The sequence below is a fragment of the Nonomuraea sp. NPDC049607 genome (assembly GCF_040675375.1).
GTDB lineage: Bacteria > Actinomycetota > Actinomycetes > Streptosporangiales > Streptosporangiaceae > Nonomuraea.
On the sequence record NZ_JBFAOV010000004.1, the window covers coordinates 99,976 to 126,737 of the forward strand.

Here is a 26,762-nt window from a genome sequence, read left to right on the forward strand (position 1 = left end):
CAGGCCAGAGCCTCTCCCCAGAAGGTTGTTCGGACAAGGTCGGCGGCTCAGATCTAACGTGCGCTTAACATCGGGTTCTTCTCAGCGCAACGGAGGCTGCGCGTTCCTGGCGCGTTCGAGCGCCAGATCGGCCCACCACTCGCCGCTCTCCGGGGCCACCACGCCGCGCTCGGGGTCCTTGTCGCCGTTCGTGCCGCGCCGGCAGCGTCCGCCGGAGCTGCCCGCCCGGGTGATCCACAGGTAGGCGTCCGCGAGCTCCTCGCCGGTGTCGGTCGTGGGCCGTTCGCCGACGCCCCGGCCCGGCGGGTTGCACCAGACCTGCGGGTCGGCGTACTTCTTCGTCGGCGTCCACGAGCCCTGGCCGTTCCTGGCGGTGTCCACCACGAAGTGCGACAGGTCGCCGCCGGGGTCGGCGTCCTTCGGGCAGGTCGTGCCGCCCGTCCTGCGCATGACGGCGACGCAGGCCGACAGCGACTTGCCGTACTCGACGGCCTTCGGGGTGCGCTGGAAGGAGGCGGTGTTGACGAAGAACCCGTCGGCCTGGTCGATCCCCGCGCCGATCAGGCGCCGGGCCATGATCTCGGTGCCGGGATAGAGGTCCTGGCTGCCGTCGAGGTAGACGGCCGTGCCGGGGTGCCCGGTCCGCAGCGACCGCACGGCCTCGCGCAGGTCCCGGTAGCGCTGCTCGGCCGTGCCGGCCAGCTTGCAGTCCTTGGTGCCGGGGAGGTTGACCAGGCTGGAGGGCTCCAGGATGATCACGGCCTTGCGGTCGCCGATCTGGCGGGCGACGCCCTTGACCCACTCCTGGTAGACCCGCATCTCGCCCGCGCCGACGGCGGCGCAGTCGCCGCCGCCCGGCATGTAGTTGATCAGGAGCACGGGCACGCCGCCCGCGTCCTGGGCGGCGGTCACGGCGGTCTCGACCGTGGCCCTGACCTCGGGCTGGTTCAGGCGGACGGCGTGCGGGACGGCGGCCAGCCGGTCCATCAGGGCGGCGTCGGCCGGGCGGTCCTTCCGCCACACGGCGGCCTGGCGGGCGGCGGCCTTCTCCTTCTCGGAGTAGAAGGTGACGCCGTTCTCGCGGAGGGGGTTGCGGGGGGTCGTCGTTCGGGCGGGGGTTCCCTGGTCGGTGGTGGGCGTGGTCGTACGGGGGGTGGCGGTGTCGTGGCGGGTCCACAGGAGGGCCGTGGTGACGCCCGCGGCCAGCACGACGGCCGCGGAGGCCGCCAGCAGCCTCGTACGCCGCCTTCCCGCCGCCGTCCCGTCCGTCCCTTCGGGGGGAGCCGTCCCGTCCGTCCCTTCGGGGGGAGAAGGGGGAAGGGTGCCCTGTCCGTCGGTGGTGGGGCGGGGAGGGGGGTTCCGGGCCTCGGAGGGGGGTGGGGTGGGGAGGGCGGTTGAGGGGGTGGTGGTGCTGAGGTGGTCCATCAGTTGCTGGGCCGTGGGGCGGGTGGCGGGGTTCTTGGAGAGGGACGCCGTCACCAGCTCCAGCAGCGGCCCCGACAACCCGCGCAGTTCGGGAGCCTCGTTCACGATGCGTAACAGGATCGTCGGCACCGACCCCGCCCCGAACGGCGGCAGCCCCCCGGCGGCGAAGGCCACGGTGCAACCCCACGAGAAGACGTCCGAGGCCGGCCCGACCGGCGAGCCCGCCACCTGCTCGGGCGACATGTACGACGGCGTCCCCACGATCGCGCTGCTCATCTCCGCGTCCGCCAGCCGCGCGATGCCGAAGTCGATGACCTTGGGCCCCACCTGGGACAGCAGCACGTTCGACGGCTTGAGGTCCCGGTGCACGACCCCGGCCCCGTGGATGGCGCGCAACGCCATCGCCATGGCCGCCGCGAGCCCGTCCAGCGCCGAGCCCTTCAGCGGCCCGGACTCGCGCACGGCGTCGTCGAGGCTGGGCCCCTCGACGTACTCGGTGACCAGGTACGCCACGTCCGCCCGTACGTCGGCGTCGAGCACCGGGGCGGTGCAGAAACGGGCGACCCGCCGGGCGGCGGCCACCTCGCGGGCGAACCGCCGCCGGAAGTCGGGGTCGGAGGCCATCCTGGCGTGGATGAGCTTGACGGCCACCCGCGTGCCGCCGGGGTCCTCGCCCAGGTAGACGACGCCCATGCCGCCCTCGCCCAGCCGGCCCAGCAGGGCGTAGCGCCCCACCTGCCGCGGATCACCGTCCCTCAGCGCCTCCGACGTCATGACTCGTCAGGTTACTCGGCGAGGGGTCAGAGCGTCAGCCGCCATTCGTCCCACTCGTCGAGCAACTCGAAGCCCATGGCCTCGTTGATGGCCAGCATGTGGGCGTTGGACGTGGCGTTCCAGGTGATGATCCGCTCCAGGTGGGGCTCGCGCTCGCGCAGCCACAGCAGGTTGGAGATCTTGAGCAGCAGGCCCAGGCGATGGCCGCGGTGCTCGCGCAGGACGGTGGTGTCGGTCTGGTGGCCCCAGCCGTCGGAGCGGTCGGCGGCGAGGTAGATCCGCGTGTAACCGGCGGGCGCGCCGTCGGAGTCGCGCCTGGCGATCATCGTGTAACAGGTCTCGCCGCCGACCGTGACGCGCTCCTCGCGCAGGCGCAGGCGGTCGAGGCTGAAGGTCATGTCCTGGACGTCGGCGTCGCGCGGGGCGTCGTTCATGCCGCTCATCACCGTGGCGAGGTCGGGCAGCAGCTCCGGCCCGGCCGGACCGGCGAAGCGCTCGACGGTGTAGCCGGGGACCTCGGGCAGCATGCCGCGCAGCGCGTCCCAGTCGGCCGTGCGCAGGTCGAGCGTGCGGCGGGCCTCCTGGAGAGCGACCGTCATCCCGTGGGCGCGGGCGAAGCGGGCGCCGACGCCGGTGGTGGGGGTCTCGGTGAGCAGCAGGCTGCGGCCGTGGGCACGCATCCGGCCGAGCGCGTGCTCGAACAGCTGGGTCCCGAGGCCGCGGCCGCGCAGCTCGGGCCGGACCACGAGCGGGAAGATCCAGCCCATGTGCCGGTTGTCGTGCTGAGGGAGCGCCAGGCTGTAGCCGCCGGCGACCTCGCCGCCGTCGGTCAGGACCCAGGTCTCGACCCGGTCGCCGGGAGGGCCCAGGCGGGCGATGACGGACAGGCGGAGGAGTGACAACTTGGGGCCGGGCTCGTGCGCGTGGGCGGCCAGGTAGGCGTCGTACAGGCCCGTCATCAGCTCGCCCGGCCGGTCGAAGTCGATTGGCTGGATGTGCATCCGTCCAGCCAATCGCATCGGCGCCGCCTCCGGCCAGCCGTTTTACCGCCGGTGCCCCTACTGCCGGTAGTTCTCCACCTCGCCGGCCGGGCGGACGGCCGCGCCGTCGGGGTCGTCGCCCGCGCCGCGCCTGGCCCGGCGCTGCCGGAGCAGGTCCCAGCACTGGTCGAGCGCCACTTCCAGTTCCTTGACGCGCGCGTGCTCCTCGTCGGAGGTGACCTCGCCCGCCGACAGCCTGCCGCGCAGTTCGTGCTCTTCGGTGACCAGAGCGCTGATCCTGGTGAGAATCTCGTCGTCCCGCATGCCCAAGACTCTAACGACTGCGTGATAGAACACGCCCTATGTCTGGTATCGCGCTGGTAAGGAAGCCCGGCCCCCGGATCGCCGAGGGCATCGTCACGCACATCGAGCGCGAACCCGTGGACCACGAGCGTGCACGTCACCAGCATGACGCCTACGTCGCGGCGCTGGCCGCCGCCGGATGGCGGCCCGTCTACGCCGAGGACGCCGACCACCTGCCCGACGCGCCCTTCGTGGAGGACGCCGTGGTGGTGTCGGGACGGCTGGCCGTGCTCACCCGGCCGGGCGCGCCGGACCGGCGTCCCGAGGTCGAGTCGGTGGAGCGGGCCGTACGGGAGCTCGGCCTGAAGGCCGTCAGGATCGCCCGCCCCGGCACCCTGGACGGCGGCGACGTGCTCCAGGTCGGCCCCACCGTGTACGTCGGCAGGTCGGGCCGGACCAACGACGAGGGCGTCGGCCAGCTCGCCGCCCTGCTGCCCGAGCGCCGGATCGTGCCGGTGGGCCTGCGCGGCGTGCTGCACCTGAAGTCGGCGGTGACCGCCCTGCCCGACGGGACGCTCATCGGCGATCCCGGTCGCGTCGAGCTGCCGGGCCTGCTGGAACCGCCGGAGGAGCCGGGCGCGCACGTGGTGCCGCTGGGCGGCGACCGCGTCCTGCTGGCCGCCTCTGCGCCGGTGACGGCGGCGATGCTGGAGCGGCGCGGGCTCGCCGTGACGACGGTGGACATCTCGGAATTCGAGCGGCTGGAGGGCTGCGTCACCTGCCTGAGCGTGCTCATCCCGGACTAGAGGACAGGGCGAGCCGGAATTTCACGGCCCCCACCAGGCGTTTTCCCATTGGTTGACCGATCGGCTCTCATGATGTGAGATCAAGGGCGGCGTATCCCGAGACGTCTGGTAGCGTGCTTGGCATGCTGCGCGGGCTGCTTCTTAGCTGCCGCGGCGAGGGCCTGTAAGGCCGGCTCCCTCGTCGCGGAGCCAGTCATGCGCGTCGGCCGCTTTCACTCGACCGACGAGGAGCAGCAGACATGAACGCCCAGCAGCCCAGCCCCATGCCGGCCCATCGTTACGAGCCGTTCCAGCCGATCAGGCTGACCGATCGCACCTGGCCCGACCAGGTCATCACCAAGGCGCCCCGGTGGTGCGCGGTAGACCTGCGCGACGGCAACCAGGCCCTGATCGACCCGATGGACTCCCACCGCAAGCTCCAGATGTTCGAGCTGCTGGTGCGCCTGGGCTACAAGGAGATCGAGGTGGGCTTCCCGGCCGCCTCCCAGACCGACTTCGACTTCATCCGGCAGATCATCGACGAAGGCCGCGTCCCCGACGACGTCGCCATCCAGGTGCTGACCCAGGCCAGGCCCGAGCTGATCGAGCGCACCTTCGAGGCGATCGAGGGCGCCAAGCAGGCCATCGTCCACCTGTACAACTCGACCTCCACCCTCCAGCGCCGCGTCGTGTTCGGCCTGGACCGGGAGGGCATCACGGCCATCGCCGTCGAGGGCGCCAAGCTGGTCAAGAAGCTGGCCGACGCCACCGACGTCGACGTGCGCTTCCAGTACTCGCCCGAGTCGTTCACCGGCACCGAGCTGGAGTACGCCGTCGAGGTGTGCGACGCCGTCAACGAGGTGTGGCAGCCCACCCCCGACCGCAAGGTCATCATCAACCTGCCCGCCACGGTCGAGATGGCCACGCCCAACATCTACGCCGACCAGATCGAGTGGATGCACCGCAACCTCAAGCACCGCGACTCGATCGTGCTGTCCCTGCACCCGCACAACGACCGCGGCAGCGCCGTGGCCGCCGCCGAGCTGGGCTACATGGCGGGCGCCGACCGCATCGAGGGCTGCCTGTTCGGCAACGGCGAGCGCACCGGCAACGTCTGCCTGGTCACGCTGGGCATGAACCTGTTCTCCCAGGGCGTCGACCCCGAGATCGACTTCAGTGACATCGACGAGATCCGCCGCGTCACCGAATACTGCAACCAGCTGCCGGTGCACCCGCGTCACCCGTGGGGCGGCGAGCTGGTCTACACCGCCTTCTCCGGCTCCCACCAGGACGCCATCAAGAAGGGCTTCGAGCACCTGGAGCGCGACGCCGCGGCGGCCGGCACGCCGGTGGCCGAGTTCACCTGGGCGGTGCCCTACCTGCCCATCGACCCGAAGGACATCGGCCGCTCCTACGAGGCCGTCATCCGGGTCAACAGCCAGTCGGGCAAGGGCGGCGTGGCCTACATCATGAAGGCCGACCACCAGCTCGACCTGCCGCGCCGGCTGCAGATCGAGTTCTCCAAGGTCGTGCAGGCCCGTACCGACTCCGACGGCGGCGAGATCAGCCCCGCCGCCATGTACGAGATCTTCCGCGACGAATACCTGCCCAACCCCGCCAACCGCTGGGGCCGCCTGAGCCTCATGGCCCACCGCCACGAGTCGACCGTCGACGACAAAGACCGCATCGGCGCCGACGTGCGCCTCGACGGCGAGATCCGGGAGATCGCGGGCGTGGGCAACGGCCCGATCTCGGCGTTCATCGACGCCATCGCCGGGGTCGGCATCAAGGTGCGGGTCCTCGACTACGTCGAGCACGCGATGAGCGCGGGCAGCGACGCCAAGGCCGCCTCCTACCTGGAGTGCGAGGTCGACGGGCAGGTGCTGTGGGGTGTGGGCGTCGACGCCAACACCACGACGGCCTCGCTCAAGGCGATCATCTCGGCGGTCAACCGCGCCGCGCGCTGAACCGTCCGGTCGTGCGGAGAAGGGCAGGAGCACCGCGCTCCTGCCCTTCGCCGTGTCGTGGCGGCGTGCCGTTCACGTGGCGAGCCCGAACTCCCCGGCGGCCAGGCGCAGCGCGTGGTCGAAGGCCGCCCACCGGCGCTCGATCGTGTTGTTGAACTGGCCGAACACCTCGAAGTTGACCCAGCCGTAGAGCGTCGCCCAGGACGCCATCGCCCGCCACACCACGTCGTCGGGCACGCCGGACATCAGGGCGCGGATGTTCTCGGCGTCCGCGGCCACCTCGGCGGGCGGCTCGGGAGTGGCCGGCGGGTGCAGCGCGCCCGCGTTCCAGGCGTCGGCGACGATCGCGCCGAGCACGGTGACGTCGCGCAGGCGGGCCACGACGGTGTCCTGCGGCGCCTGGTAGCCGGGCACGGGCGAGCCGTAGATCAGCGCGTACTCGTGGGGGTGGGCCACCGCCCAGTCGCGTACGGCGTGGCCGGCGGCCAGCCAGCGGTCCAGGTGGGCCGTCCGCGGGCAGGCGGCCTCGGCCTGCTCGACGGCCTCGCCCAGCGCGTTGTAGCCGTCGATGATCAGGGCGGTCAGCAGGTCGTCGCGGCTCGGGAAGTAGCGGTAGATGGCCGAGGAGACCATGCCCATCTCCCGCGCCACGGCCCGCAGCGACAGGCCGCCGGCGCCGTCGGTGGCCAGTTGGCGGCGGGCGATGTCGGTGATCTCCCTGGTGAGCTCGGCTCTCACGCGTTCTCGCGCGGTACGGCTGGCTGTCATGGACAGCAGATTATCAGAGCACTAGCAAAAAACGAGAGCACTGCTCTTGACGATTGCCGCTCTCTTGAGAGAGCATTGCTCTCGTAAGCGAACAGCGCACCCCCACAGGAGACCCCCATGCTCGCCCTCGCCAAGAACGCCAACGCCGTCCTGATGTTCTTCCTGGAGCTCGGCGTGCTGGGCGCGGTGGCGTACTGGGGGTTCACGCTCAGCCCCAACTGGCCGATCAAGCTCCTCGCCGGGCTGGGCGGGCCGGCGCTGTTCATCGCCGCGTGGGCGCTGTTCGGCGCGGGGGGCGGCGCCAACGCCACGATCCCGCTGACCGGTCTGGCCCGCGCCGTGCTGGAGATCCTCTGGTTCGGCGGCGGCGCGCTCGCGCTCTACGCCGCCGGCCGGGTCACCCCGGCGATCGTCTTCGCCGCCGTCTTCGTCGTCAACGCGGTGCTCCGCGTCATCTGGAAGCAGGTCTGATCATGGGTAAGCACGTCGTCGTGGGGTCCGGCCAGGTCGGCACGCACCTGGCCACCAAGCTCGCCGCTCAGGGACACGAGGTCGTCGTCGTGACCCGCTCGGGCCGCGGTCCCGAGGGGACGGTCAGGGTGGCCGCCGACGTCGCCGACAAGGCCCGGCTGTCCGAGCTGAGCAAGGGGGCCGACGTCCTGTACAACTGCGTCAACCCGGCCTACCACCGCTGGCTCACCGACTGGCCGCCGATGGCCGAGTCGTTCCTCGCCGCCGCGGAGTCGAGCGGGGCCGTGCTCGCCATCCTGGGCAACCTCTACCCGTACGGGCCCGTCACCGGCCCGATGACCGAGGACCTGCCGCTCGCCTCCACCACCCCGAAGGCCCAGGTGCGGGCGAAGATCTGGCACGACGCGCTGGCCGCCCACCGGGCCGGGCGCATCAGGGCGACCGAGGTGCGCGGCTCGGACTTCTTCGGCCCGGGCGCCACCGACCAGTCCCACCTGGGCACCCGCTTCATCCCGGCGCTCAGGGCGGGCAAGACCGTCCGGCTCGTCTTCCCGGCCGACGTCCCGCACAGCTGGACCTACCTGCCGGACGTGGCCGACGCCCTGATCACGGCGGGCGCCGACGAGCGGGCCTGGGGCCGCCCCTGGCACGTGCCCACCGACGACCCGATGACCTTCCGCGAGGTCGGCGCGCGGATGGCCGCCCTGCTGGACCTGCCGGCGCCGAAGATGAGCACGCTGCCGTGGCCGCTGCTGCGGGTGTCCGGGCTGTTCTCGCCCATGATCGGCGAGCTGCGGCACGTGCGCTACCAGTTCACCGCGCCCTTCGTGCTCGATTCCTCGGCGTTTCAGCAGGTCTTCGGCGTCGCGCCTACGCCGATGGAGGCCGCGCTGAGGGCTACGCTCGACGGATGAAGATAGCCATGATCGGCCTGGGCGACATCGCGGAGAAGGCGTACCTTCCCGTGCTCGCCGCCCAGTCCCTCGACCTCCACCTCTGCACCCGCAACACCGCGCGGCTCGACCGGCTCGGGGACGCCTACCGCGTCGCCGACCGGTCCACCAGCGTCGACGAGGTGATCAAGGCAGGGGTCGACGCCGCGTTCGTGCACGCCGCGACCGAGGCGCACGCGGAGATCGTCGAGCCGCTGCTCAGCGCCGGGATCCACGTCTACGTCGACAAGCCGATTGCCTACAGCCTCGCCGAGTCCGAGCGCCTGGTGCGCCTGGCCGAGTCCGAGGGCCGGTCGCTCATGGTCGGGTTCAACCGTCGCTTCGCCCCCGGCTACGCCGGGCTCCTCGCCCTTCCCCGCCACCTCGTGCTGATGGAGAAGAACCGCGACAACTACCCCGACGCGCCCCGGCGGGCCATCTTCGAGGACTTCATCCACGTCGTGGACACGCTCAGGTTCCTCGCCCCCGGCCCGGTCACCGAGACCAGGATCCGCACCCGCGTCCGCCGCGACCTGCTCGAACACATCGTCCTGGAGCTGTCGGGCGCCGAGTTCACCGCGATCGGCGTCATGAACCGGGTCAGCGGCGCCGGCGAGGAGACCTGCGAGGTCATGGGCGACGGCATCAAGCGGCGCGTGGTCAACCTCGGCGACGTCCTCGACTACGAGGGCGGCGAGACGCTCACCCGGCGGCCCGACTGGGTGCCGGTCGCCCGGCAGCGCGGCATCGAGCAGATCTGCCAGGAGTTCCTGCTCGCGGTCCGCGAGGGCCGGGTGATCGGCGCCGACGACGCCCTGATCACCCACGCGATCTGCGAGGAGGCCGTCAGCCTGGCTTCCTGACCCGCATCGACTCGTCGGCCCTGGCGAACATGCGGTCGAACGTCGTCCCGCCCAGCCGGGCGAGCACCGTGTAGCCGTCGGTGTCGCTCAACGGGCTGGAGGAGGAGACCACCCCCGCCACCGAGTCGCCGTACAGGACCGGGCCGCCGCTCCCCCCGGCGGCGGCGTGGCAGTTGCGGGTGACCATCACCCCGGGGCCCACCGTCGAGCCCTCCACCGCGTCGCCCAGGCATCGGTACATCTGCGTGCCCGGGTAGCGCTTGCCCGCCGGATAGCCGAGCAGTTCGAGCCCGCGCAGCCCGGCGCCCCGGCCCGTGCGCAGCGGCGGCAGGCCCTGGCCGACCACCGCCTCCAGCGGGCGCTTGCCCTTGACGACCCCGACCAGGCCGACGTCGTACGGGAGCACGTCGGGGGAGTCGGGGTCGGCCTTCCAGCGGTCGGGCACCCAGGTCCGCACCGCGGACCAGACGCCGAGCCGCGGGTTCCCCCGGTCGAAGCCGGGCATGAAGGCCAGCCGCCTGAGCGGCCGGCCGTCGTGGTAGAGACAGTGCGCGGCCGTCAGCACCAGGCTGCGGCTGCGCGAGCCGATGACCGCGCCCCCGCACCACACGTCGGTGCGGGTGACGGGATCATGGCCGAGCAGCACTCCGGTCAGCCGCCGCGCCCCCGTGTAGGGGCGCGGGACCGGCGCGTAGCCCAGGCGGTCGCCGTCCGGGGTCAGCACCTGGGGGACGGGGACGCTGCGCTGTGAGACATCGGTGACGCCAGCCGGATCGAGCAGGACCAGAGACAGTACCAACCTGAGCACCTTCCCACTCTACGGGGAAGATGATCAATGCTCTGACCTGCGACACCAAGGTTTACCTAAGTGGGGGATTGTCATGCGTCGTACTGGGCGCCCAGGGCCCGCAGGCGGGCGTGGACGTCCTCGTACACCGAAGGGGCTCCCAGGTAGGTCTTGGGCAGCTTGGCGACCATGGTGTAGTTGGTGTCGCACACGTTCCCGACCGGCGCCTGGCCCGCCTGGCTGACGAGCTGGTACGCGTCCAGCGTGTCGAGGCCGGTCAGCTTCGACGTCCAGGTCACCAGGTCGTGCTGGCTGATGCGGTAGGCGTCCTCCAGGGGCCTGGCCGAGCCGGTGGACATCAGGTGCAGGTCGTCCTCCAGTCGGGGCCACGGCGTGGCCACGCCCTTGATCAGCTCGACCGCGACCACGGTGTTCATGGCCGACTCCACGGCCGTGCCGCAGACCTCGCCGTGCCCCTGCAGACCATGGCCGTCACCGATCGAGAACATGCCGCCCTCGACGTTGACGCCCAGGTAGACGGTGACGCCCGCGCGCAGCTCCGGGGTGTCCATGTTGCCGCCGTGCGCGTCGGGGGTGATGGTCATGCGGGCCTCGTTCGCGCCCGGGGCCACGCCCACCGTGCCGTGCATCGGGTCGAGCGGCAGCGCGACGCTGAAGTCGCTGTTGCGCGCGTGGTAGACCGCCACGCCCTTGTCCACGTCGATGTCGTAGCGCCACACCCGCTCCTCCAGCGGCGGCTGGAGCGTCGCCGTGGTGTGGGTGCCGGTCAGCGCGCCGAAGTGCGGGAACGTGGTCGAGACCGCCCAGTCGCGGGCGGGCGTGATCTTGACGAAGTGCAGCGCCAGCGTGTCGCCGGGCTCGGCCCCCTCCACGTGGAAGGGGCCGGTCACCGGGTTCAGGTACGGGAACTCGCAGACCCGCGACGGCAGGTCGTCCACGGTCCGCACCCGGCCGCCGAAGCAGTCCTCGGTGTACAGCTCCATCACCGTCCCGGGCCGCACCCTGCCCAGGGCGGCACGGCCGCCGAAGGTGTAGCTGAGCTCCTCCGGCGAGGGGTGGTAGGAGACGACGTTCACTTGACCTCCGAGGGAAGAACGGGCCTGCGGCCCATGCGGTAGGCGATGCCGAGGCCGAAGATACCGAGCAGCAGCCAGATGCCGCCTACCCACTGGGCGGCCACGTTCTGGTTGTACACGACGGCCACCAGGACGACGAACCCGACGACGGGCACCACGAGGTGCATCAGCAGGTTACGGCTGCGCCTGCGGAAGACGTAGTGCACGACCACGGCGATGTGCAGCAGCAGGAAGGCGGTCATGGCGCCGAAGTTGACCAGCGAGGCCAGCTCGCCGATGCCGTTCTTCCGCGTGCTCATCCAGATGCCGAGGGCCAGGGAGATCGCGGCCACCAGCAGGGTCGCGTTGACCGGGACCTTGTGCCGCGGGTCGACCTTGGACAGGAATGAGGGCAGCATGCGGTCGCGGGCCATCGCGAACAGCAGCCGGGAGGTGGCCGCCTGGGCGACCAGCGAGTTGGCGAAGCCCCACGCGACGGCGGTGGCCACGGCCGTGAGCACGGACAGCCAGTGGCCGCCGGCGAACTCCGCGGTGTCGTAGAACGCGTTGCCCGTCGTGTCGCCCGCGGAGATCAGGGTCTCCCGGTTGGGCGTGAGCAGCGCGGCCACCCAGGTCTGGACCACGAACAGGACGGCGGCCAGGCCGAGCGCGGCCAGCATGGACCGGCCGAGCCGGGCGCCGCCCTCGCGGTTCTCCTCGGCCAGCGTGGAAATGCCGTCGAAGCCCAGGAACGACAGCACCGCCACCGACGCGGCGCCGAAGACCACCGTCCAGGTGAACGAGGAGGACTCGAAGATCGGGGTGAACGCGCTGGTCTGGGCCTTGCCCTGGGCCAGGGCGATGACGCCGACCACCAGGAAGATCGCCAGCACGATCAGCTCGGCCACCAGCATGACCCTGGTGATCCTGGCCGTCATCTGGATGCCCAGGTAGTTCACCACCGTGTTGAGCAGCACGAACACGACCAGCCAGCCCCAGATGGGGATGCCGGGCACGAACGAGGTCATGGCCGTGCTGGCCACCAGGTAGAGCAGCGCGGGCACGAGGATGTAGTCGAGCAGGATCGCCCAGCCGGCGATGAACCCGACCGGCGCGGCGATGCCCCGCCCGGCGTAGGTGTAGACCGAGCCGGCCATCGGGAACGCGCGGGCCATCTGCGCGTACGACAGCGCGGTGAACCCCATCGCCACCAGGCCGATGATGTAGGCGAGCGCGACCATGCCGTGGGAGACGGCGAAGACGTTGCCGAAGATGCCGAACGGCGCGATCGGCACCATGAAGATCAGGCCGTAGATCATCAGGTCGGAGAAACCCAAGGATCTCTGGAGTTCCTGGCGGTAGCCGAACTGCTCGATAGTGCTCATCTGGGGCTCCTCGAAGCGTGGGGGGCGATTGGCACCTTAGAGCCAAAGCTTTCTAGTGAAAAGGTTTCTCAAGCAAGAAATCCAGGCCGTCCGCCCTGCCGAGGTGCACCGTGCGCCGCACCTGGCGGTTCAGCAGCGTGAGCGGGCCGCGCGCGCTCACGATCGTGGTGCCGTCGGCGACCGCGTCGAGGGCGGGGACGGCCAGGCTGCCGGCCCGTCCGGACAGGGCGGCGAGCATCGCGACGGCCTCGTAACAGCCCTGGCCGTGGGCGTTGAGCATGGGGGCGTGCGGGCCGAAGCGTTTGGCGTACCGCTCGGCGAAGTGCAGGCTGGCCTCGGTCGGCAGGTCACGGAAGTAGCCCATCGAGGTGTAGAGCTCGCCGGTGCCGTCGCCGCCGATGCCGAGCAGGCCGTGCTCCTCCAGCGCCCCGCACAGCCGGGCCGCGCCGAGCCCGCTCGCCGCGTAGGCCCGGTTGAAGGCCACCAGGTCGCTGCCGATCAGCGTGAGCAGGATCGCGTCGGGGCGGGCGTCGGCGATCCGGTCGAGCCAGGAGGCCGCCTCGCCGTACCGGACGAACGTCTCGCCGACGACGGTCGCGCCGCGCGCGCGCAGCCGGCGCCGGGCGCCCGCGTGCACCAGGCGCGGCCAGACGTAGTCGTTGCCCAGCAGGTACCAGCGGCGTGCCCGGTGGGCGCGGACCAGCCATTCGATGCCGGGTTCGAGCTGCCTGCCGGGGGTCTCGCCGAGGAAGTAGACGCCCGGCGCGTGCCCCCCGCCCTCGTACGGCGGCGCGTACACGAACGGGACCCGCCCGCCGATCGCGGCGACCACGTCGACCCGGACGTCGCTCGCGTGCGTGCCCACCACGGCCTCGACCGTGCCGGACGCCACCAGGCCGGCCACCTCGGCGGCCACCTCGCGCCCCGGCCGCCCGCCGTCGACGAGCACCAGCTCGACCTGCCTGCCCAGGACGCCGCCCCGGGCGTTGACCTCTTCGGCGGCCAGCACCGCGCAGTTGATCGCGCACGGTCCCACCAGCCCGAGCACCCCGGACACGGGCACGACGAGGCCGATCCTGACCGCGTCTGAGGGGAGGAGCCGGGCCTCGAAAGGATCGACGATCGCCGCCACGCCGACGAGTATCCTCCGAACTAGCTCTCCGGTGAAAGGACCTGATCTTCCATGGCTAAATCCGGGCTGGGGTCCTCACTCGCGTACGTGCTCAGCCGCGCCGAACGCGAGGTCACGCGCGGCCTGGCGGCGACCCTGGCCGGTGAGGACGTCACCGTCGAGCAGTGGCGCATCCTGCGTGCGCTGGCCGACGGGCGCGGCCACTCGATGGGGGAGCTGGCCGAGGCGGTGCTCATGCCGCACCCGACGCTCACCAAGGCGGTCGACCGGCTGATCGACCGGGCGCTGGTCCACCGGGGCGCGTCGGCGGGCGACCGGCGGCGGGTGGCGGTGTTCCTGGCCGACCGGGGGCGCGACCTGCTGGCCCGCGTGGACGGCGCGGTGGCCGAGCACCACCGGGCCGTCGCCGCCGCCTTCGGCCAGGAGCGCACCGAGCGGCTGATGCGCGAGCTGGAGGACCTGGCGGCGGCCCTCGACCACGCCTCGGCCGAAGCCGTGGCCCCCGCTAGCCCAGCCAGTACGTGTCGTGGCGGATGAAGAACTCGGCCTTCTCCTCCTCGCTCTTGCCCGCCAGCTCGGGCAGCCCCTCGAAGTAGCCCTCGCGAGGGGCGCCGGGGGCGAAGTGCAGCAGCATGGTCGCGGGCTCGCCCGACTCGTTGCGGAAGGCGTGCACGCCGCCCTCGGGCACGTGGACCCAGTCGCCGGGCCGCGTGTCGATCCAGCGGCTGCCGTCGTAGATCCGCACCGAGCCTTCGAGGATGTAGAACGACTCGGAGATCGACTTGTGGAAGTGGGGGCTCGGCCCGGACGGCTCGGGCCCCATGACCCAGCGGTAGAGCCCGAACTGGCCGTTGGTGGTGGCTCCGGTGGCCAGGTAGTGGACGGTGTTGCCGTTCTGGTAGGTCAGCTCGGGGCCGTGGGCGTAGGGGCGGTACGTGGCCGACAGCTCGCCGGTGTCGCCCGAATAGCGCGGTTCCGGATAGGTCATGAGGCCATCCTGCCCGAACCGCCGGCGGTCAGCTCTCGCGGTTCCTCCTGTCGTGGTCGCCCCACACCAGAAGGGCCACGCCGATGGCCGCGAGCCCCAGATACGCCGCGAGGGGCAGCTCCACGAGCCGCCCCACGAACCCCCACTCCGTGTCGAACCAGACGCGCCCGACGAACCCGCCGAGCCCCTGGAGCACGGCCATGATCCCGAAGAAACCCCTCATGGCCTCGACAGTGGCAGAACGGGACCCGCCCCGGCATCCGACCTTGGGCGGGTCACGTGCGACCAAAGTCGGTCAGGGGTAGAGCCCGCGCATGCTGTGCGCCTCGGCGACCCGGCCCACGCCGATCACGTGCGCCGCCTCCCGCAGCGTCAGCCCGCGTTCGGCGGACATCGACCTGACCTCGGCGAAGGCGCTCTCCATCAGGTCGCGCAGCTTCACCTCGACCTCACGCGAGCTCCAGGAGAAGGCCTGCATGTTCTGCACCCACTCCAGGTAGGACACGATCACCCCGCCCGCGTTGGCCAGGATGTCCGGCACGACGGTGGTGCCGTTGGCGGCCAGGATCTCGTCGGCCTCCGGCGTGGTGGGGCCGTTGGCGCCCTCCACGATCAGCCGGGCGCGCACGCGGGGCGCGTTCGCCTCGGTGATCACGCCTTCGAGCGCGGCCGGGACGAGCACGTCCACGTCCAGCTCGAAGAGGTCGTCGTGGGCCATCGCGTCGGCGTGCGGGTAGCCGGACACGCCACCGGTCTCGGCCACCCAGGCGCGCACGCGGGCGACGTCGAGGCCGCCGGGCGCGTAGAGCGCGCCGGTCACGTCCGAGACGGCGACCACCTTGCAGCCCTCGTCGGACAGGTACTGCGCGGCCAGCGCGCCCACCTTGCCGAAGCCCTGCACGGCCACCGTGACGCCCTCGGGTGAGCGCCCGAGCGCGGCCAGCGCCGCGATCTGCACGCCGCGCGAGGTCGAGCCGGTGCGGCCGAGCGAGCCGCCGAGCGTCATCGGCTTGCCGGTGACCACGCCGGGCACCGAGTAGCCGGCGTTGACGCTGTAGGTGTCCATGATCCAGGCCATGGTCTGCTCGTCGGTGCCGACGTCGGGGGCCGGGATGTCCTTCTCCGGGCCGATCAGCGGCAGGATCTCGTTGACGTAGCGGCGGGTGAGCCGTTCGAGCTCGATCGTGGTCAGCGCGCCCGGGTCCACGGCCACGCCGCCCTTGGCGCCGCCGTACGGGATGCCGACCAGTGCGCACTTCCACGTCATCCACATCGCCAGGGCGGTGACCTCGTGGATGTCGGTGCCGGGATGAAAGCGGATACCGCCCTTGGCGGGGCCGCGCGAGACGTTGTGCTGGACGCGGAAGCCCTGGACGACGTCCATGCGCCCGTCCTCGCGGCGCACCGGGACCGAGACGGTCAGCGAGCGGCGCGGCGTGGCCAGCATCGTGCGGAGGCCGTCGTCGAGCCCGAGGTGGGCGGCGGCCTGATGGAGTTGGTGGAGAGCGGAGTCGAGCGCCTGTTGACCAGGTGTGATCAGCGCCGGCGTCTTTGACGGCACCATGATGCTCATGGTCGAGTTTCCTCCTGTATGCGCGCCCAGTTTGCGGGAGAAGGCGCCATTGCCTTCCCTCTTGGGCGTGTTGTCTCGATCATCCTAGGCCGGGCTGTTTGACCTTGCCTAGGTTATGAAGGGATATCCAAGCCGTTGATCAACGTGCTGGGAACGTGCCACTCTGGCAGGCTGTCGATCGAGAGTTTGCCGAATCGTCGAAAACCGGAGGGTTGGATGCCCGCACTCGTGGTTGGGCCGATGTTGCGTCACGTCGACTCGGTCAGCGCCTCGATCTGGGTGGAGACCAGCGAGCCCTGCACGGTCACCGTCGAGACGGCAGGCGGGGCTTATCGGTCGCCCACCTTCACCGTGCACGGTCACCACTACGCGATCGTGGATCTCGTCGGCCTGTCCCAGGATATCGCCTCCTATTCCGTCAGCCTCGACGGGGACCAGGTCTGGCCCCTGGCGGGTCGCCCGGCCAGCCGGGTCCGGCTGCTGCCCGCAGAAGGGCCGCGCAGGCTGGCGTTCGGGTCGTGCCGGACGAGCGTGCCGCACGACTCCGCCCACGTCCGCACCCACGGCGACGACGTGCTGCGCGCGTACGGCGTGAGCCTCATGCGCGCCGACGAGCAGGAGTGGCCCGACCTGCTGCTGCTCCTCGGCGACCAGGTCTACGCCGACAGCCCCTCGCCCCAGATGCTCGACTACATCCACGCCCGCCGCACCACCGAGCCGCAGGGCGAGATCGCCGACTTCGAGGAGTACGCCGAGCTCTACCGCCAGGCGTGGACCGACCCCGAGATCCGCTGGCTGCTGTCCACCGTGCCCACCGCCATGATCTTCGACGACCACGACCTGCGCGACGACTGGAACACCTCGCAGTCCTGGCGGGAGAAGATGGCCCTGACGAGCTGGTGGCCGCGGCGGGTGGTCGCGGGGCTGGGGGCGTACTTCGTCTACCAGCACCTCGGCAACCTGACGCCGGCCGAGCGCGCGGCCGACCCGCTGGTGCGCGAGCTCACCGAGGGCGGCGGCGACGGCGGCCCGGCCCTCGACGCGTTCGCCGCCAAGGCCGACGCCGAGCCGAGCAGCAACCGCTGGAGCTACACCCGCGACCTCGGGCACACCCGGCTCATCATGATCGACACCAGGTGCGCCAGGCAGCTCACCCCCGGCGACCGGCGCATGCTCGACCCCGACGAGTGGGCCTGGCTCCAGGAGCAGGCCGCCACGCCGGCCGAGCGGCTGGTCATCGGCTCCTCGATCCCGTTCCTGCTGCCCGAGGGCGTCCACGGCGTCCAGAACTGGAACGAGGCGCTGTGCGACGGCAAGTGGGGCCGTACGGCCCAGCGGCTGTCGGAGCAGCTGCGCCAGGCCGTCGACCTGGAGCACTGGGCGGCCTTCCGGCGCTCGTTCGAGGACCTGGGCAGGATGCTGGTCAAGCTCGGCAAACCGGCCGTGATCCTGTCCGGCGACGTCCACTACTCCTACCTGGCCAAGGCGTCGGCCGGGCAGATCTACCAGGTCGTCTGCTCGCCGATCCGCAACCCGCTCAGCCGGCTGCTGCGCTGGGCCAACGTGCTCACCCAGTTCGGGCTGGCGACGCTGGTGGGCAGCCTGCTGGCGCGGCTGGCCGGCATCCCGCGGCCGCCGTTCCGCTGGCGGGTGACCAAGGGGCCGCTGTTCCAGAACGCGCTGGCCACGCTGACCTTCCCCGACACGATCACCTGGTACGAGTCGGTGGGCGACGGCGTCCGGCCGATCGACTCGGCCCGGCTGGCGTAGAAAGGACCCATGAACGACGACCAGTACTCCAGGGCGGTGCCCTTCTACGACCTGTGGCACGAGGACGGGCACGTCCCCGAGATCCGCGAGTCGCTGCCGCCCCTGCTGAAGGGGGTGCGGGGCGGCGTCATGGAGATCGGCGCGGGCACCGGCCTGATCACCGAGCTGATCGTGCGCGAGACGCGCGGCGAGGTGTTCGCCGTCGAGCCGGCGCTCGCCATGCGGTCGGTGCTGCTGTCGCGGCTGGCCGGTGACGCGGAGGCGCGCCGCCGCGTCACCGTGCTGGCCTGCGGGGCGCTCGACGTCGACGTCGACGTACCGGTCGAGGCGGTCGTGATGATCTCGGTGCTCCAGGCGTTCCCGGCCGGGCGGCGGGAGGAGCTGTGGCGGGTGCTGGCCAGGCAGCTCGAACCGGGCGGGCTGCTGCTGTTCAACTGGCGCGAGCGGCCCGCGCCCACGCCGGGTGAGCTGGAGCTCATGGGGTCGTACCAGGTCGGGCGGCACGCCTACGAGGTCTGGGGCCAGGTGCTCGGCGTCTCCGGCGAGACCGTGCGCTCCCGCTTCCTCTACCGGGTCAGGCAGCGCGGCGTGGTGATCGGCGAGGACGAGGTGACCAGCGAGGCCCACCGGCCGGGCGGCGAGCGGCTGGCCGCGGAGCTGACGGCGGCCGGGTTCGTCAAGGACGAGGCCCCCGACGGCCTGGCGGCCTGGCGGAAGGCGGCGTAACCCGAAAAAAGGTGGAACCGGGCTTCCGGGTGCGGCCAACAACAGGGTGACCGCATGAGAGAGGACCGGATGTGGTGAGTGTCGAGGACACAACCGAAACGCTGGATGACTCGACCCTGATCGGGCATTCCATGGGCGACCCTGAGCGTTTCGCCGCACTGTTCGACCGGCACGCCGACGAGATCCACCGGTACGCCGCCCGCCGCCTGGGCGCGGAGCTGGCCGACGACGTGACGGGGGAGGTGTTCCTCGTCGCCTTCCGCGGGCGCGGCCGCTACGACCGCACCCTGCCCGACGCACGGCCCTGGCTGTACGGCATCGCCACCAAGGTCGTGTCCCAGCACCGCAGGGCCGAACGGCGGCGCACCGCGGCCATGGCCAGGGTCGGCGCCGACCGTCCCGGCACGTTCGACGAGCGCAGCGCCGACCGGGTCACCGCAGAGCAGCTCCAGCCGCGCCTGGCCAGGGCGCTGACCAGGCTCAGCGCGAGCGAGCGCGACCTGCTGCTGCTCGTGGCGTGGGCCGACCTGACCTACGAGGACGCCGCCCGCGCCCTCGGGGTGCCGGTCGGCACCGTCCGGTCCAGGCTGCACCGGCTCCGCGTCAAGGTACGCAGGGCGCTCGGCGGCATCGACCCCTTCGCAGCAGAGGAGCCCCAGCATGGATGACGAGATCCGGACGTTCGCCGACGGCAGGCCGTCCGCGCCGCCGTACGAGCCGCAGGCCCGCGCGCGGGCACGGGAACGGCTGCTGGCCGAGGCGCGCGGCGGGCGACGCCTGCGGCTGCCGAGGCTCGGCTGGCAGACGGCCGCCGCGTTCGGCGTCACGGTCGTCCTGGTCGGCGGCGTGGCGGTGGCGCTGTCCGGCCAGGGCGGGACGGAGATCCGCCCGGCCACCTCCGTGGTCCTCTCGGGCGGAGAGCTGAACCCCAGGCCGGACCAGTTCATCCTGGTCGAGTCCGACACCATGTACGGCTCGCACTCGGTCGACGCGTCCGGAGGACAGACCCGCTACCTCTACCGCCAGCACCGCAAGATCTGGAAGTCGGTGGACGGCAGCAAGGACGGCCTGCTGCTGACCGAGGGGCAGGAGCCGCGCCCCTGGCCGGGCGAGCCGCTGCCGGCGGACGCCAAGAGCTGGCGAGGCAGCGAGTGGAACCAGCTCGCCTCCTGCCCCGACCTGCGCGGCCCCTACCGCGACGACTACGCCTTCCTGAGCACGCTCCCGACCGACGCCACGGCCATGCGCGACCGCCTCTACCAGCCGGTCCCCAAGGGCAAGGACGTCAACGCCGACGCCGCCGCCTTCACCCGCGCAGGCGACCTCGTCAGGGAGAACTACCTGCCCAAGCCGCAGCGGGACGCCCTGTTCGAGGCGGTCAAGACGATCCCCGGCGTCGAGGCGGCCGAGGGCGTGGCCGACTCCTCGGGACGCGTGGGCGTGGCGCTGGGCCGGGTCGCCGACTGGGGCGTGCGTGAAGAGCTGATCTTCGACCCGGCAGCGCACACGTTCCTGGGCGAGCGGCAGGTCGCGGTGGACGCCAAGGCCGGGGCGCCGAAGGACAGCGTCCTGGCGCTGACGGCCCAGCTCGACGTCTCCGTGGTGGACGCCCTGCCGGACGCCCCCGACGCCGGTGCCGACGCGAGCTGCACGCCGGAGACCCAGGCCCCCACGCCCATTCCCTCGGAGTCCGGCTCGACGACGGCGGAGCTGCCGGCGGCCGAGGCGACGATCACGTTCACCCCGGAGCCGACCAGCGCGTTCGCGGTCGAGTCGACCAGCGAGCCGGAGACCGGGCCGACCGGCACCCCGGAGCCGACGGTGACGCGTACCGTCACCCCTACCCCGGGTTCGTGACCTCCACCGGCGGCCGGCGGCCGGCCACCCGGTAGACCCACCCAGCAGGCCCACAGGGCGCGCCGCCACGGCGGCGCGCCTGTGCAGGGTCGGCGGCCGTTTCCCGGAGGGCCGCCGGCCGAAGTACGGCGGGTGGCGTGACCAGGCGAAGCCGTGAAGACCTAGAGGTCTTCGAGGACGGCGGCGAGCTGGTCGACCGCCCAGACCAGGTCCTCCTCGGAGATCACGATCGGCGGCGCGAGCCGGATCGTGGACCCGTGGGTGTCCTTGGCGAGCACGCCGCGCGCCATCAGCGCCTTGGAGACCTCGCGCCCGGTGCCGAGGGCCGGGTCGATGTCCACGCCCGCCCACAGCCCGCGCCCGCGCACCGCCACCACGCCCTTGCCGGCCAGCTCGCGCAGCCGCGCGTGCAGCACCTCGCCGAGCCGGGCGGCCCTGGCCTGGAACTCGCCGGTGTTCAGGATGTCGATGACGGCGATGCCGACCGCGCAGGCCAGCGGGTTGCCGCCGAACGTGGACCCGTGCTGGCCCGGCTTGATCACCCCGAGGACGTCCTCGTCCGCGGCGATGGCCGAGACCGGCACCACGCCGCCGCCGAGCGCCTTGCCCAGGATGTAGATGTCGGGGACGACGTTCTCGTGGTCACAGGCGAACGTGCGGCCGGTGCGGCCGAGCCCCGACTGGATCTCGTCGGCGATCATCAGCACGTTGTTCTCGGTGCAGATGCGCCTGACCTCGGTGAGGTAGCCGTCCGGCGGCACCAGCACGCCCGCCTCGCCCTGGATCGGCTCGACGAGGACGGCGACGGTGTTGTCGTCGATCGCCTCCCTGATCGCCTCGGCGGACCCGTAACGGACGATCGTGAAGCCGGGCGTGTACGGGCCGAACCCGTCGTGCGCGTCGGGGTCGGTCGAGAAGCTGATGATCGTGGTGGTGCGGCCGTGGAAGTTGTCCTCCATCACGATGATGTTGGCCTGCTCCGGCGCGACGCCCTTGACCTCGTAGCCCCACTTGCGGGCCACCTTGATCGCGGTCTCGACGGCCTCGGCGCCGGTGTTCATCGGCAGGATCATGTCCTTGCCGGTGAGGTCGCCGAGCCCGGCGCAGAACCGGGCGAACTGGTCGTGGTAGAAGGCCCGGCTGGTCAGCGTGAGGTTCTTCAGCTGCTCCTGGGCGGCCTCGATGATCTTCGGGTTGCCGTGGCCGAAGTTCAGTGACGAGTAGCCCGACAGGCAGTCGAGATAGCGCTTGCCCTCGACGTCGGTGACCCACGCGCCGTGCGCCTCGTGGATGACCACGGGCAGCGGATGGTAGTTGTGCGCGCTGCGGCGCTCGCTTACTTCGATCAGCTCTGCGCTGGTGCTCATGTTACTTCTCCCCCCTGATCTCCAGTGTGCAGCACTTGGGACCGCCGCCCGCCTTGCGCAGCTCCGACAGCTCGACCGGGATGACCTCGTAGCCGTGCCGCTTGAGCTCCAGCTGGAGCCCGGACGCCTCGGAGTTGATCACCACGTTCCTGCCGTCGCTGACCGCGTTGAGGCCGAGCACCTCGGCGTCCTCGGCGGTCGCGATCACCGCGTCGGGGAACATCGAGCGCAGCACCTCCTGGCTGCCCTTGGAGAAGGCGCCGGGGTAGTAGGCGACGTTGCGGCCGTCGAGCGGGAACAGCGCGGTGTCGAGGTGGTAGAAGCGCGGGTCCACCAGCTTCAGCGAGACGACCGGGCGGCCCAGGTACTCCTGCGCCTCCTGGTGGGCGACCACGTCGGTGCGGAAGCCGGTGCCGGCGAGGATGACCTCGTCGAGGGTGAGGAAGTCGCCCTCGCCCTCGTTGACGTACGTGGGCTCCAGGGTCGGGTAGCCGCGCTCGACGAACCAGCGCAGGTAGGCGGGGCCCTCGGGGCCGCGCTCGGGGAAGGTGAAGCGGGCGCCGTAGACCCGGCCGCCGACGACCAGCGCGCCGTTGGCGGCGAACACCATGTCGGGCAGGCCCTCGATCGGGTCGATGAGGCTGACCTTGTGCCCGAGCTCCTCGTACGCCGACTTCAGCCCTTCCCACTGCCGGATCGCCACCTCACGGTCGGCGCCGGCCTCGGGGTCCATCCACGGGTTGATCGCGTACTCGACCGCGAAGTGGTCCGGGCGGCACATGAGGAAGTGTTTGGGCATGCAGGGCTCCGTCGTCATTGCAGGGGAAGTTCCCGTGTCGGGGGAGACGAGCACAGCCTAAGAATTGACGTTTGCGCAGGCCAAGCGGTGCGCATTGCGCGTTGGCGCAGGTCTGTTGCGTCTATCGGGTGACGACGTGCGATCCGTTGCGCGCGTCCGAGAGAGCGGCTCCCGGAGGCGTGTCGACCAGCCGTGACAGCACGATCGAGCTCTTCGTCCGGACCACGAAAGCCTCGGCCGCGATGCGCTCGATGACCCGCTCGACGTGCCGCACGTCGGTGGCCCTGATGTGCAGCAGCGCGTCGGCCTCGCCGGTGATCGTGGCCGCCGCCACCACCTCGGGGAACTTGGCCACCGCCAGCGCGATGTCCGACGGCTTGGTCTTGCCCTGGCAGAACAGCTCGACGTACGCCTCGGTGGTCCAGCCGAGCGCCTGCGGCGCGACCCGCGCGCTGAAACCGGTGATCGCCCCGCTCTTCTGCAGCCGGTCGACCCGCCGCTTGACGGCCGACGCGCTCAGCCCCACCTGATGGCCGATGTCCGCGTAGGTCGCGCGGGCGTCGTCGACGAGCGCCGCGATGATGTCACGATCGAGCCGGTCCAGTTCCACGCGCTCTGTATACCGCCTGGCCAGGCTGGCGCGCGACGAGCGCCGCGCGGGAGACTGGGCGCTCGGTCCACTGCCGGAGGATTGACGCCACATGAATATCGCACGCTTTCCCGAGGGTTTCGTCTGGGGGGTCTCGACGTCGGCCTTCCAGATCGAGGGCGGCACGGCCGCCGACGGCCGCGGGCCGTCCATTTGGGACGCCTTCGCCGGCGGCCCGGCCGACGCCTGCGACCATTACCACCGATATCGCGACGACGTACGGCTGATGAAAGACCTGGGAATGGCGGCGTACCGATTCTCGGTGAGCTGGCCGCGCATTCTTCCCGAGGGCGCGGGAAAGGTGAACGCGGCCGGTCTCGACTTTTACCAGCGGCTGGTCGACGCGCTGCTGGAGGCGGGCATCACGCCGTACGCCACGCTTTATCACTGGGACCTGCCGCAGGCGCTGGAGGAGCGCGGCGGCTGGCCGTCCCGCGACACCGCCCGCTGCTTCGCGGACTACGCGGCGATCGTCGCCGACCGGCTGGGCGACCGGGTCGGCACCTGGTTCACCGTCAACGAGCCGTGGGTGGCGGCCTTCGTCGGCCACGGCTCGGGGGTGCACGCGCCGGGCCGCCGGTCGGCCGCCGACGCGTTCCGGGCCGCCCACCACCTGCTGCTCGCCCACGGCCTGGGCGCCCAGGCCCTGCGCGCCGCCGGGGCCGCCGAGGTGGGGGCCGTGCTCAACTTCTCGCCCGTCCTGACGCCCGCCCAGGTCGGCGACTTCGACCGGCCGCTGTCGGAGGAGGACGCCGAGGCCGTGGCCAGGATCGACGCCCTGGTCCACCGGCAGTTCCTGGACCCGATGCTGCGTGGCGCCTACCCCGCCGACCTGCTGCCGGTCATCGAGGAGCACGCCGGGCTCGGGCACGTCCACGACGGCGACCTGGCCGACATCGCCCAGCCGCTCGACCTGCTCGGCGTCAATTACTACGCGCCCGCCGTCGTCCAGGCGCAGCCCGGCGAACCGGCCGACCCGGCCTATCCGGGAAGCGCGGGCGTGCTTTTCAGCACCATTCCCACGGCGGTCACCGCGATGGGCTGGCCGATTGTCCCGAACGCCCTCTCCCTGTTACTGCGGCGGCTCTCCAGGGAATATCCCGGCCTCGAACTCATGGTCACCGAGAACGGCGCCGACTTCGTCGACACGGTCACTCCCGACGGCATTCACGACGTCGACCGCGTGCATTTCGTCGAGGAACACCTGAGGGCTCTGCGTTCCTCGGTCGAGGAGGGCGCGAACGTCCGCGGATATCTCGTCTGGACGCTGCTGGACAATCTCGAATGGGCCGACGGCTACCGGCGCAAGTTCGGCCTCGTGCACGTCGACTTCGACACCCAGCGCAGGCGGCCCAAGGACAGCGCGCTGTGGTACCGCGACGTGATCAGGCGCAACGGCCTGACCGAGGCCCCGCCCAGGCGGCCCACGCTGGAGACCGTGGCCGCCCGCGCCCGCGTCTCCCGGGCCACGGTCTCCCGCGTGGTCAACGGCGAGGCGTCGGTCAGCCCCGAGGTGCGCTCCACGGTCCTCCAGGCCGTCAAGGAGCTCGGCTACGTGCCCAACGCCGCCGCCCGCAGCCTGGTGACCCGGCGCACCGACACCGTCGCGCTCGTGCTGTCGGTGCCCAGGCACGCCGCCGACCCGATGGTCCCGGCCGTCGTCCAGTACGTGACGAGCCTGCTGGAGGGCGCGGGCAAGCAGATCACCCTCATGCTCGCCGACACCGCCGAGAGCCACCGCCGCATCGTCCGGCACGCCGAGGCCCGCCTGGTGGACGGCGTCGTCCTGCTGCCGCCCGAGCGGGGCGACACACTGGCCGAACGCCTCTCGCGCACCGGCGTGCCCCTCGTGCTGCTGGGCCGGCCGCCGGTCAGCTCGCTGGTGCCGTACGTGGACGCCGACAACGCCGCGGGCGCGGCGGCGGCCACCGAGCACCTGCTGGCCACCGGCCGCCGCCGCATCGGCGTGATCTGCGGCCCGATGGACCTGGTCGCCACCCAGGACCGGCTCGCCGGCCACCGTGCGGCCATGGAACGCGCCGGGCTGCGGGTCCGCCCGGCGATCGGCGACCTGACCCGCGCCTCCGGCACGGCGGCCGCCGGGCAGCTCCTCGGCGACGCCCCCGACCTGGACGCGATCTTCGCGGCTGACGACCGGATGGCGATCGGCGCGCTGCTGGCCGCCCGCGCCGCGGGCCGGCGGGTGCCCGACGACCTGGCGATCGTCGGCTTCGACGACATCGACGCCGCCTCGGCCACCACCCCCGCGCTCACCACCGTGCGGGTGCCGGTCACCGAGCAGGCGCTGGCGCTCGCGCGGCTGCTGCTGTCGCGGCTGGAGGGCAGGAGCACCACGCCGGTCGTGCTGCCCACCCGGCTGGTGGTGCGGGAGTCGGCCTAGATCTGCCGCTCGAACAGGCGCGGGAAGACCTTGGACACCTTCGACAGCAGGTACTGGCCGTAGGTTCCGGTGAAGTCGACCTGCCCGTCCCAGCGCTCGCCGGCGGCGTAGGGGAGGGGCGGGACCTCGCTGTCCCAGCCGGGGTCGAAGAAGAACGGGTAGCTCAGGCGCTCGTTGCCGCTGCGGTTGCGTACGCGGTGCGGGGTCGAGCGGTAGCGGCCGCCGGTGAGCTTGTCGAGCATGTCGCCGATGTTGCAGACGAACGTGCCCGCCAGCGGCGGCGCCTCGATCCAGCCGTCCGCGGTGCGGACCTGGAGGCCGCCGTTGGAGTCCTGGAGGAGGAGGGTGAGCAGGCCGTAGTCGGTGTGCTCGCCCACGCCCCAGGTCTCGTCGTCGTCCGGCGGCGCGGGCGGGTAGTGGAAGATCCGGAACAGGACGGTGGGGTCGGCGGTGTAGCCGGTGCGGAAGTAGCCCTCGTCCAGGCCCAGGCTGAGCGCCACGCCGGACATGACCGCCTGCGCGACCCCCGTCATCGTGTCCAGGTAGGCGAGCACGGCCTCCCGCAGCTCGGGCACCTGGACGGGGAACTGGTTGGGGCCGTGCAGCGGGAGCGGGCCGGGCGGCTGCTCGGCGCCGAAATAGACGCCCTCCTTCAGGTCGGGCCTGCCCGAGGTGAGCTCGCCGCCCACCGGGAAGAAGCCGCGCCAGGCCGGGCCGCCCCGGTCCATGGAGATCTCGTTCTTGACCTCCTCGGGCAGCGCGAAGAAACGCCTGGCGGCCGCGTCGAGCCGGTCGAGGAGCTCCTGCGGCACGCCGTGCCCGGAGACGTAGAAGAACCCGTTGTCCCGGCAGGCCGCGCCGATCGCCGCGCCGGCGGCCTGCCTGTCACCGCCCGTGGCACCGTCGAGCAGCGGGGAGATGTCGATCACCGGCAATTCGCGCACCGTCCCATTGTTCCCCGGCCCGGCCGCGGCGTACCGGAGG

26 protein-coding genes are annotated in these 26,762 nt (G+C 71.7%); 11 read left to right on the plus strand and 15 right to left on the minus strand.

Translation table 11 applies throughout. The annotated features are described in order from the left end of the window. Positions 1-81 precede the first annotated feature (81 nt). The 3 genes from AB0J97_RS10390 to AB0J97_RS10400 are packed head-to-tail and all read right to left on the minus strand — an operon-like array spanning position 82 to position 3,503. The gene (locus tag AB0J97_RS10390; protein ID WP_364086825.1) at positions 82-2,199 is read right to left on the minus strand and encodes a glycoside hydrolase family 6 protein; all 2,118 of its coding nucleotides are present in this window, start codon (positions 2,197-2,199) and stop codon (positions 82-84) included. Between the two features lie 26 nt (positions 2,200-2,225). Continuing rightward, a complete protein-coding gene (locus AB0J97_RS10395) occupies positions 2,226-3,200 on the minus strand; it encodes a GNAT family N-acetyltransferase (RefSeq protein ID WP_364086827.1) in 975 nt (324 codons plus the stop codon). 57 nt (positions 3,201-3,257) lie between these two features. Then, positions 3,258-3,503 (minus strand): DUF2630 family protein, encoded by a 246-nt coding sequence (locus tag AB0J97_RS10400; RefSeq protein WP_364086829.1) that lies wholly within the window; start codon positions 3,501-3,503, stop codon positions 3,258-3,260. A 38-nt stretch (positions 3,504-3,541) separates the two neighbouring features. Here AB0J97_RS10400 and ddaH (AB0J97_RS10405) point away from each other — a divergent pair, with 38 nt between their 5' ends. Both ddaH (AB0J97_RS10405) and leuA read left to right on the plus strand, forming a co-directional pair. Then, a complete protein-coding gene (ddaH, locus tag AB0J97_RS10405) occupies positions 3,542-4,288 on the plus strand; it encodes a dimethylargininase (RefSeq protein WP_364086831.1) in 747 nt (248 codons plus the stop codon). A 239-nt stretch (positions 4,289-4,527) separates the two neighbouring features. Further along, complete coding sequence (gene leuA, locus AB0J97_RS10410) at positions 4,528-6,234, plus strand: 2-isopropylmalate synthase (protein ID WP_364086833.1); 1,707 nt, start codon at positions 4,528-4,530, stop codon at positions 6,232-6,234. A 72-nt stretch (positions 6,235-6,306) separates the two neighbouring features. On the opposite strand, the gene AB0J97_RS10415 is transcribed toward leuA, so the two are convergent. Then, positions 6,307-7,002, minus strand: a complete 696-nt coding sequence (locus AB0J97_RS10415) for a TetR/AcrR family transcriptional regulator (RefSeq protein WP_364086836.1) — start codon at positions 7,000-7,002, stop codon at positions 6,307-6,309. Positions 7,003-7,119: 117 nt separating this feature from the next. Here AB0J97_RS10415 and AB0J97_RS10420 point away from each other — a divergent pair, with 117 nt between their 5' ends. The 3 genes from AB0J97_RS10420 to AB0J97_RS10430 are packed head-to-tail and all read left to right on the plus strand — an operon-like array spanning position 7,120 to position 9,268. Then, positions 7,120-7,473: a YrdB family protein gene (locus AB0J97_RS10420; protein ID WP_357694033.1), complete on the plus strand. Its 354-nt coding sequence runs from the start codon at positions 7,120-7,122 to the stop codon at positions 7,471-7,473. 2 nt (positions 7,474-7,475) lie between these two features. Continuing rightward, positions 7,476-8,387, plus strand: a complete 912-nt coding sequence (locus tag AB0J97_RS10425; RefSeq protein ID WP_357694031.1) for an NAD-dependent epimerase/dehydratase family protein — start codon at positions 7,476-7,478, stop codon at positions 8,385-8,387. Continuing rightward, positions 8,384-9,268 (plus strand): Gfo/Idh/MocA family oxidoreductase, encoded by an 885-nt coding sequence (locus AB0J97_RS10430; protein WP_364086839.1) that lies wholly within the window; start codon positions 8,384-8,386, stop codon positions 9,266-9,268. Before AB0J97_RS10425 ends, AB0J97_RS10430 begins: the two co-directional genes overlap by 4 nt. Here the strand turns inward: AB0J97_RS10430 and AB0J97_RS10435 are convergent. From AB0J97_RS10435 to AB0J97_RS10450, 4 genes are all read right to left on the minus strand, one after another. Then, on the minus strand, positions 9,252-10,076 hold the full coding sequence (locus AB0J97_RS10435; protein WP_364086841.1) for a hypothetical protein: 825 nt from the start codon (positions 10,074-10,076) through the stop codon (positions 9,252-9,254). The two genes, AB0J97_RS10430 and AB0J97_RS10435, sit on opposite strands and share 17 nt — an antisense overlap. Positions 10,077-10,147: 71 nt before the next feature. After that, positions 10,148-11,152: an acetamidase/formamidase family protein gene (locus AB0J97_RS10440; RefSeq protein ID WP_364086843.1), complete on the minus strand. Its 1,005-nt coding sequence runs from the start codon at positions 11,150-11,152 to the stop codon at positions 10,148-10,150. Continuing rightward, positions 11,149-12,516, minus strand: a complete 1,368-nt coding sequence (locus AB0J97_RS10445) for an APC family permease (RefSeq protein ID WP_364086845.1) — start codon at positions 12,514-12,516, stop codon at positions 11,149-11,151. The genes AB0J97_RS10440 and AB0J97_RS10445 overlap by 4 nt, the downstream gene beginning before the upstream one ends. 52 nt (positions 12,517-12,568) lie before the next feature. Next, positions 12,569-13,648 carry a substrate-binding domain-containing protein gene (locus AB0J97_RS10450; protein ID WP_364086848.1) on the minus strand — a complete coding sequence of 360 codons (1,080 nt, stop codon included), beginning with the start codon at positions 13,646-13,648 and terminating at the stop codon, positions 12,569-12,571. Positions 13,649-13,699: 51 nt separating this feature from the next. Here AB0J97_RS10450 and AB0J97_RS10455 point away from each other — a divergent pair, with 51 nt between their 5' ends. After that, positions 13,700-14,185 carry a MarR family transcriptional regulator gene (locus tag AB0J97_RS10455; protein ID WP_364086850.1) on the plus strand — a complete coding sequence of 162 codons (486 nt, stop codon included), beginning with the start codon at positions 13,700-13,702 and terminating at the stop codon, positions 14,183-14,185. On the opposite strand, the gene AB0J97_RS10460 is transcribed toward AB0J97_RS10455, so the two are convergent. The 3 genes from AB0J97_RS10460 to AB0J97_RS10470 form a co-directional block, all read right to left on the minus strand. Continuing rightward, positions 14,154-14,636, minus strand: a complete 483-nt coding sequence (locus AB0J97_RS10460) for a cupin domain-containing protein (RefSeq protein ID WP_357694012.1) — start codon at positions 14,634-14,636, stop codon at positions 14,154-14,156. The genes AB0J97_RS10455 and AB0J97_RS10460 overlap by 32 nt on opposite strands. A gap of 28 nt (positions 14,637-14,664) precedes the next feature. Further along, positions 14,665-14,859, minus strand: coding sequence for a hypothetical protein (locus AB0J97_RS10465; RefSeq protein ID WP_364086852.1), 195 nt, complete (start codon positions 14,857-14,859; stop codon positions 14,665-14,667). A 72-nt stretch (positions 14,860-14,931) separates the two neighbouring features. Further along, entirely contained in the window at positions 14,932-16,209 is a 1,278-nt protein-coding gene (locus tag AB0J97_RS10470; RefSeq protein ID WP_357694008.1) for a Glu/Leu/Phe/Val dehydrogenase, read from the minus strand. Positions 16,210-16,449: 240 nt separating this feature from the next. Between AB0J97_RS10470 and AB0J97_RS10475 the strand changes: the two genes are divergently transcribed. The 4 genes from AB0J97_RS10475 to AB0J97_RS10490 all read left to right on the plus strand — a co-directional run bounded on the left by AB0J97_RS10475 (position 16,450) and on the right by AB0J97_RS10490 (position 20,562). Next, a complete protein-coding gene (locus AB0J97_RS10475; RefSeq protein ID WP_364086855.1) occupies positions 16,450-17,979 on the plus strand; it encodes an alkaline phosphatase D family protein in 1,530 nt (509 codons plus the stop codon). A 9-nt stretch (positions 17,980-17,988) separates the two neighbouring features. Then, a complete protein-coding gene (locus tag AB0J97_RS10480) occupies positions 17,989-18,705 on the plus strand; it encodes a class I SAM-dependent methyltransferase (RefSeq protein ID WP_364086856.1) in 717 nt (238 codons plus the stop codon). 131 nt (positions 18,706-18,836) lie between these two features. Further along, complete coding sequence (locus AB0J97_RS10485) at positions 18,837-19,373, plus strand: RNA polymerase sigma factor (protein ID WP_357694002.1); 537 nt, start codon at positions 18,837-18,839, stop codon at positions 19,371-19,373. Beyond that, entirely contained in the window at positions 19,366-20,562 is a 1,197-nt protein-coding gene (locus AB0J97_RS10490) for a CU044_5270 family protein (RefSeq protein WP_364086861.1), read from the plus strand. Before AB0J97_RS10485 ends, AB0J97_RS10490 begins: the two co-directional genes overlap by 8 nt. A 161-nt stretch (positions 20,563-20,723) precedes the next feature. Here AB0J97_RS10490 and rocD read toward each other — a convergent pair whose 3' ends face one another. The 3 genes from rocD to AB0J97_RS10505 all read right to left on the minus strand — a co-directional run bounded on the left by rocD (position 20,724) and on the right by AB0J97_RS10505 (position 23,338). Next, positions 20,724-21,929, minus strand: a complete 1,206-nt coding sequence (gene rocD, locus AB0J97_RS10495) for an ornithine--oxo-acid transaminase (protein ID WP_357693997.1) — start codon at positions 21,927-21,929, stop codon at positions 20,724-20,726. A 1-nt stretch (position 21,930) separates the two neighbouring features. After that, positions 21,931-22,728 (minus strand): dimethylargininase, encoded by a 798-nt coding sequence (gene ddaH / locus AB0J97_RS10500; protein WP_364086864.1) that lies wholly within the window; start codon positions 22,726-22,728, stop codon positions 21,931-21,933. A gap of 121 nt (positions 22,729-22,849) precedes the next feature. Further along, positions 22,850-23,338, minus strand: coding sequence for an Lrp/AsnC family transcriptional regulator (locus AB0J97_RS10505; protein WP_364086866.1), 489 nt, complete (start codon positions 23,336-23,338; stop codon positions 22,850-22,852). Positions 23,339-23,429: 91 nt separating this feature from the next. Here AB0J97_RS10505 and AB0J97_RS10510 point away from each other — a divergent pair, with 91 nt between their 5' ends. After that, complete coding sequence (locus AB0J97_RS10510; protein ID WP_364086868.1) at positions 23,430-25,778, plus strand: GH1 family beta-glucosidase; 2,349 nt, start codon at positions 23,430-23,432, stop codon at positions 25,776-25,778. On the opposite strand, the gene AB0J97_RS10515 is transcribed toward AB0J97_RS10510, so the two are convergent. Next, a complete protein-coding gene (locus AB0J97_RS10515) occupies positions 25,775-26,722 on the minus strand; it encodes a 2-oxoglutarate and iron-dependent oxygenase domain-containing protein (protein ID WP_364086870.1) in 948 nt (315 codons plus the stop codon). The two genes, AB0J97_RS10510 and AB0J97_RS10515, sit on opposite strands and share 4 nt — an antisense overlap. Between the last annotated feature and the right edge of the window lie 40 nt (positions 26,723-26,762).

Coding starts and splice junctions, on each gene's coding strand:
- AB0J97_RS10390 (WP_364086825.1), bottom strand. CDS start 2,199: ATGACGTCGGAGGCGCTGAGGGACGGTGATCCGCGGCAGGTGGGGCGC.
- AB0J97_RS10395 (WP_364086827.1), bottom strand. CDS start 3,200: ATGCACATCCAGCCAATCGACTTCGACCGGCCGGGCGAGCTGATGACG.
- AB0J97_RS10400 (WP_364086829.1), bottom strand. CDS start 3,503: ATGCGGGACGACGAGATTCTCACCAGGATCAGCGCTCTGGTCACCGAA.
- ddaH (WP_364086831.1), top strand. CDS start 3,542: ATGTCTGGTATCGCGCTGGTAAGGAAGCCCGGCCCCCGGATCGCCGAG.
- leuA (WP_364086833.1), top strand. CDS start 4,528: ATGAACGCCCAGCAGCCCAGCCCCATGCCGGCCCATCGTTACGAGCCG.
- AB0J97_RS10415 (WP_364086836.1), bottom strand. CDS start 7,002: ATGACAGCCAGCCGTACCGCGCGAGAACGCGTGAGAGCCGAGCTCACC.
- AB0J97_RS10420 (WP_357694033.1), top strand. CDS start 7,120: ATGCTCGCCCTCGCCAAGAACGCCAACGCCGTCCTGATGTTCTTCCTG.
- AB0J97_RS10425 (WP_357694031.1), top strand. CDS start 7,476: ATGGGTAAGCACGTCGTCGTGGGGTCCGGCCAGGTCGGCACGCACCTG.
- AB0J97_RS10430 (WP_364086839.1), top strand. CDS start 8,384: ATGAAGATAGCCATGATCGGCCTGGGCGACATCGCGGAGAAGGCGTAC.
- AB0J97_RS10445 (WP_364086845.1), bottom strand. CDS start 12,516: ATGAGCACTATCGAGCAGTTCGGCTACCGCCAGGAACTCCAGAGATCC.
- AB0J97_RS10455 (WP_364086850.1), top strand. CDS start 13,700: ATGGCTAAATCCGGGCTGGGGTCCTCACTCGCGTACGTGCTCAGCCGC.
- AB0J97_RS10460 (WP_357694012.1), bottom strand. CDS start 14,636: ATGACCTATCCGGAACCGCGCTATTCGGGCGACACCGGCGAGCTGTCG.
- AB0J97_RS10465 (WP_364086852.1), bottom strand. CDS start 14,859: ATGAGGGGTTTCTTCGGGATCATGGCCGTGCTCCAGGGGCTCGGCGGG.
- AB0J97_RS10470 (WP_357694008.1), bottom strand. CDS start 16,209: ATGAGCATCATGGTGCCGTCAAAGACGCCGGCGCTGATCACACCTGGT.
- AB0J97_RS10475 (WP_364086855.1), top strand. CDS start 16,450: ATGTTGCGTCACGTCGACTCGGTCAGCGCCTCGATCTGGGTGGAGACC.
- AB0J97_RS10480 (WP_364086856.1), top strand. CDS start 17,989: ATGAACGACGACCAGTACTCCAGGGCGGTGCCCTTCTACGACCTGTGG.
- AB0J97_RS10485 (WP_357694002.1), top strand. CDS start 18,837: ATGGGCGACCCTGAGCGTTTCGCCGCACTGTTCGACCGGCACGCCGAC.
- AB0J97_RS10490 (WP_364086861.1), top strand. CDS start 19,366: ATGGATGACGAGATCCGGACGTTCGCCGACGGCAGGCCGTCCGCGCCG.
- rocD (WP_357693997.1), bottom strand. CDS start 21,929: ATGAGCACCAGCGCAGAGCTGATCGAAGTAAGCGAGCGCCGCAGCGCG.
- ddaH (WP_364086864.1), bottom strand. CDS start 22,728: ATGCCCAAACACTTCCTCATGTGCCGCCCGGACCACTTCGCGGTCGAG.
- AB0J97_RS10510 (WP_364086868.1), top strand. CDS start 23,430: ATGAATATCGCACGCTTTCCCGAGGGTTTCGTCTGGGGGGTCTCGACG.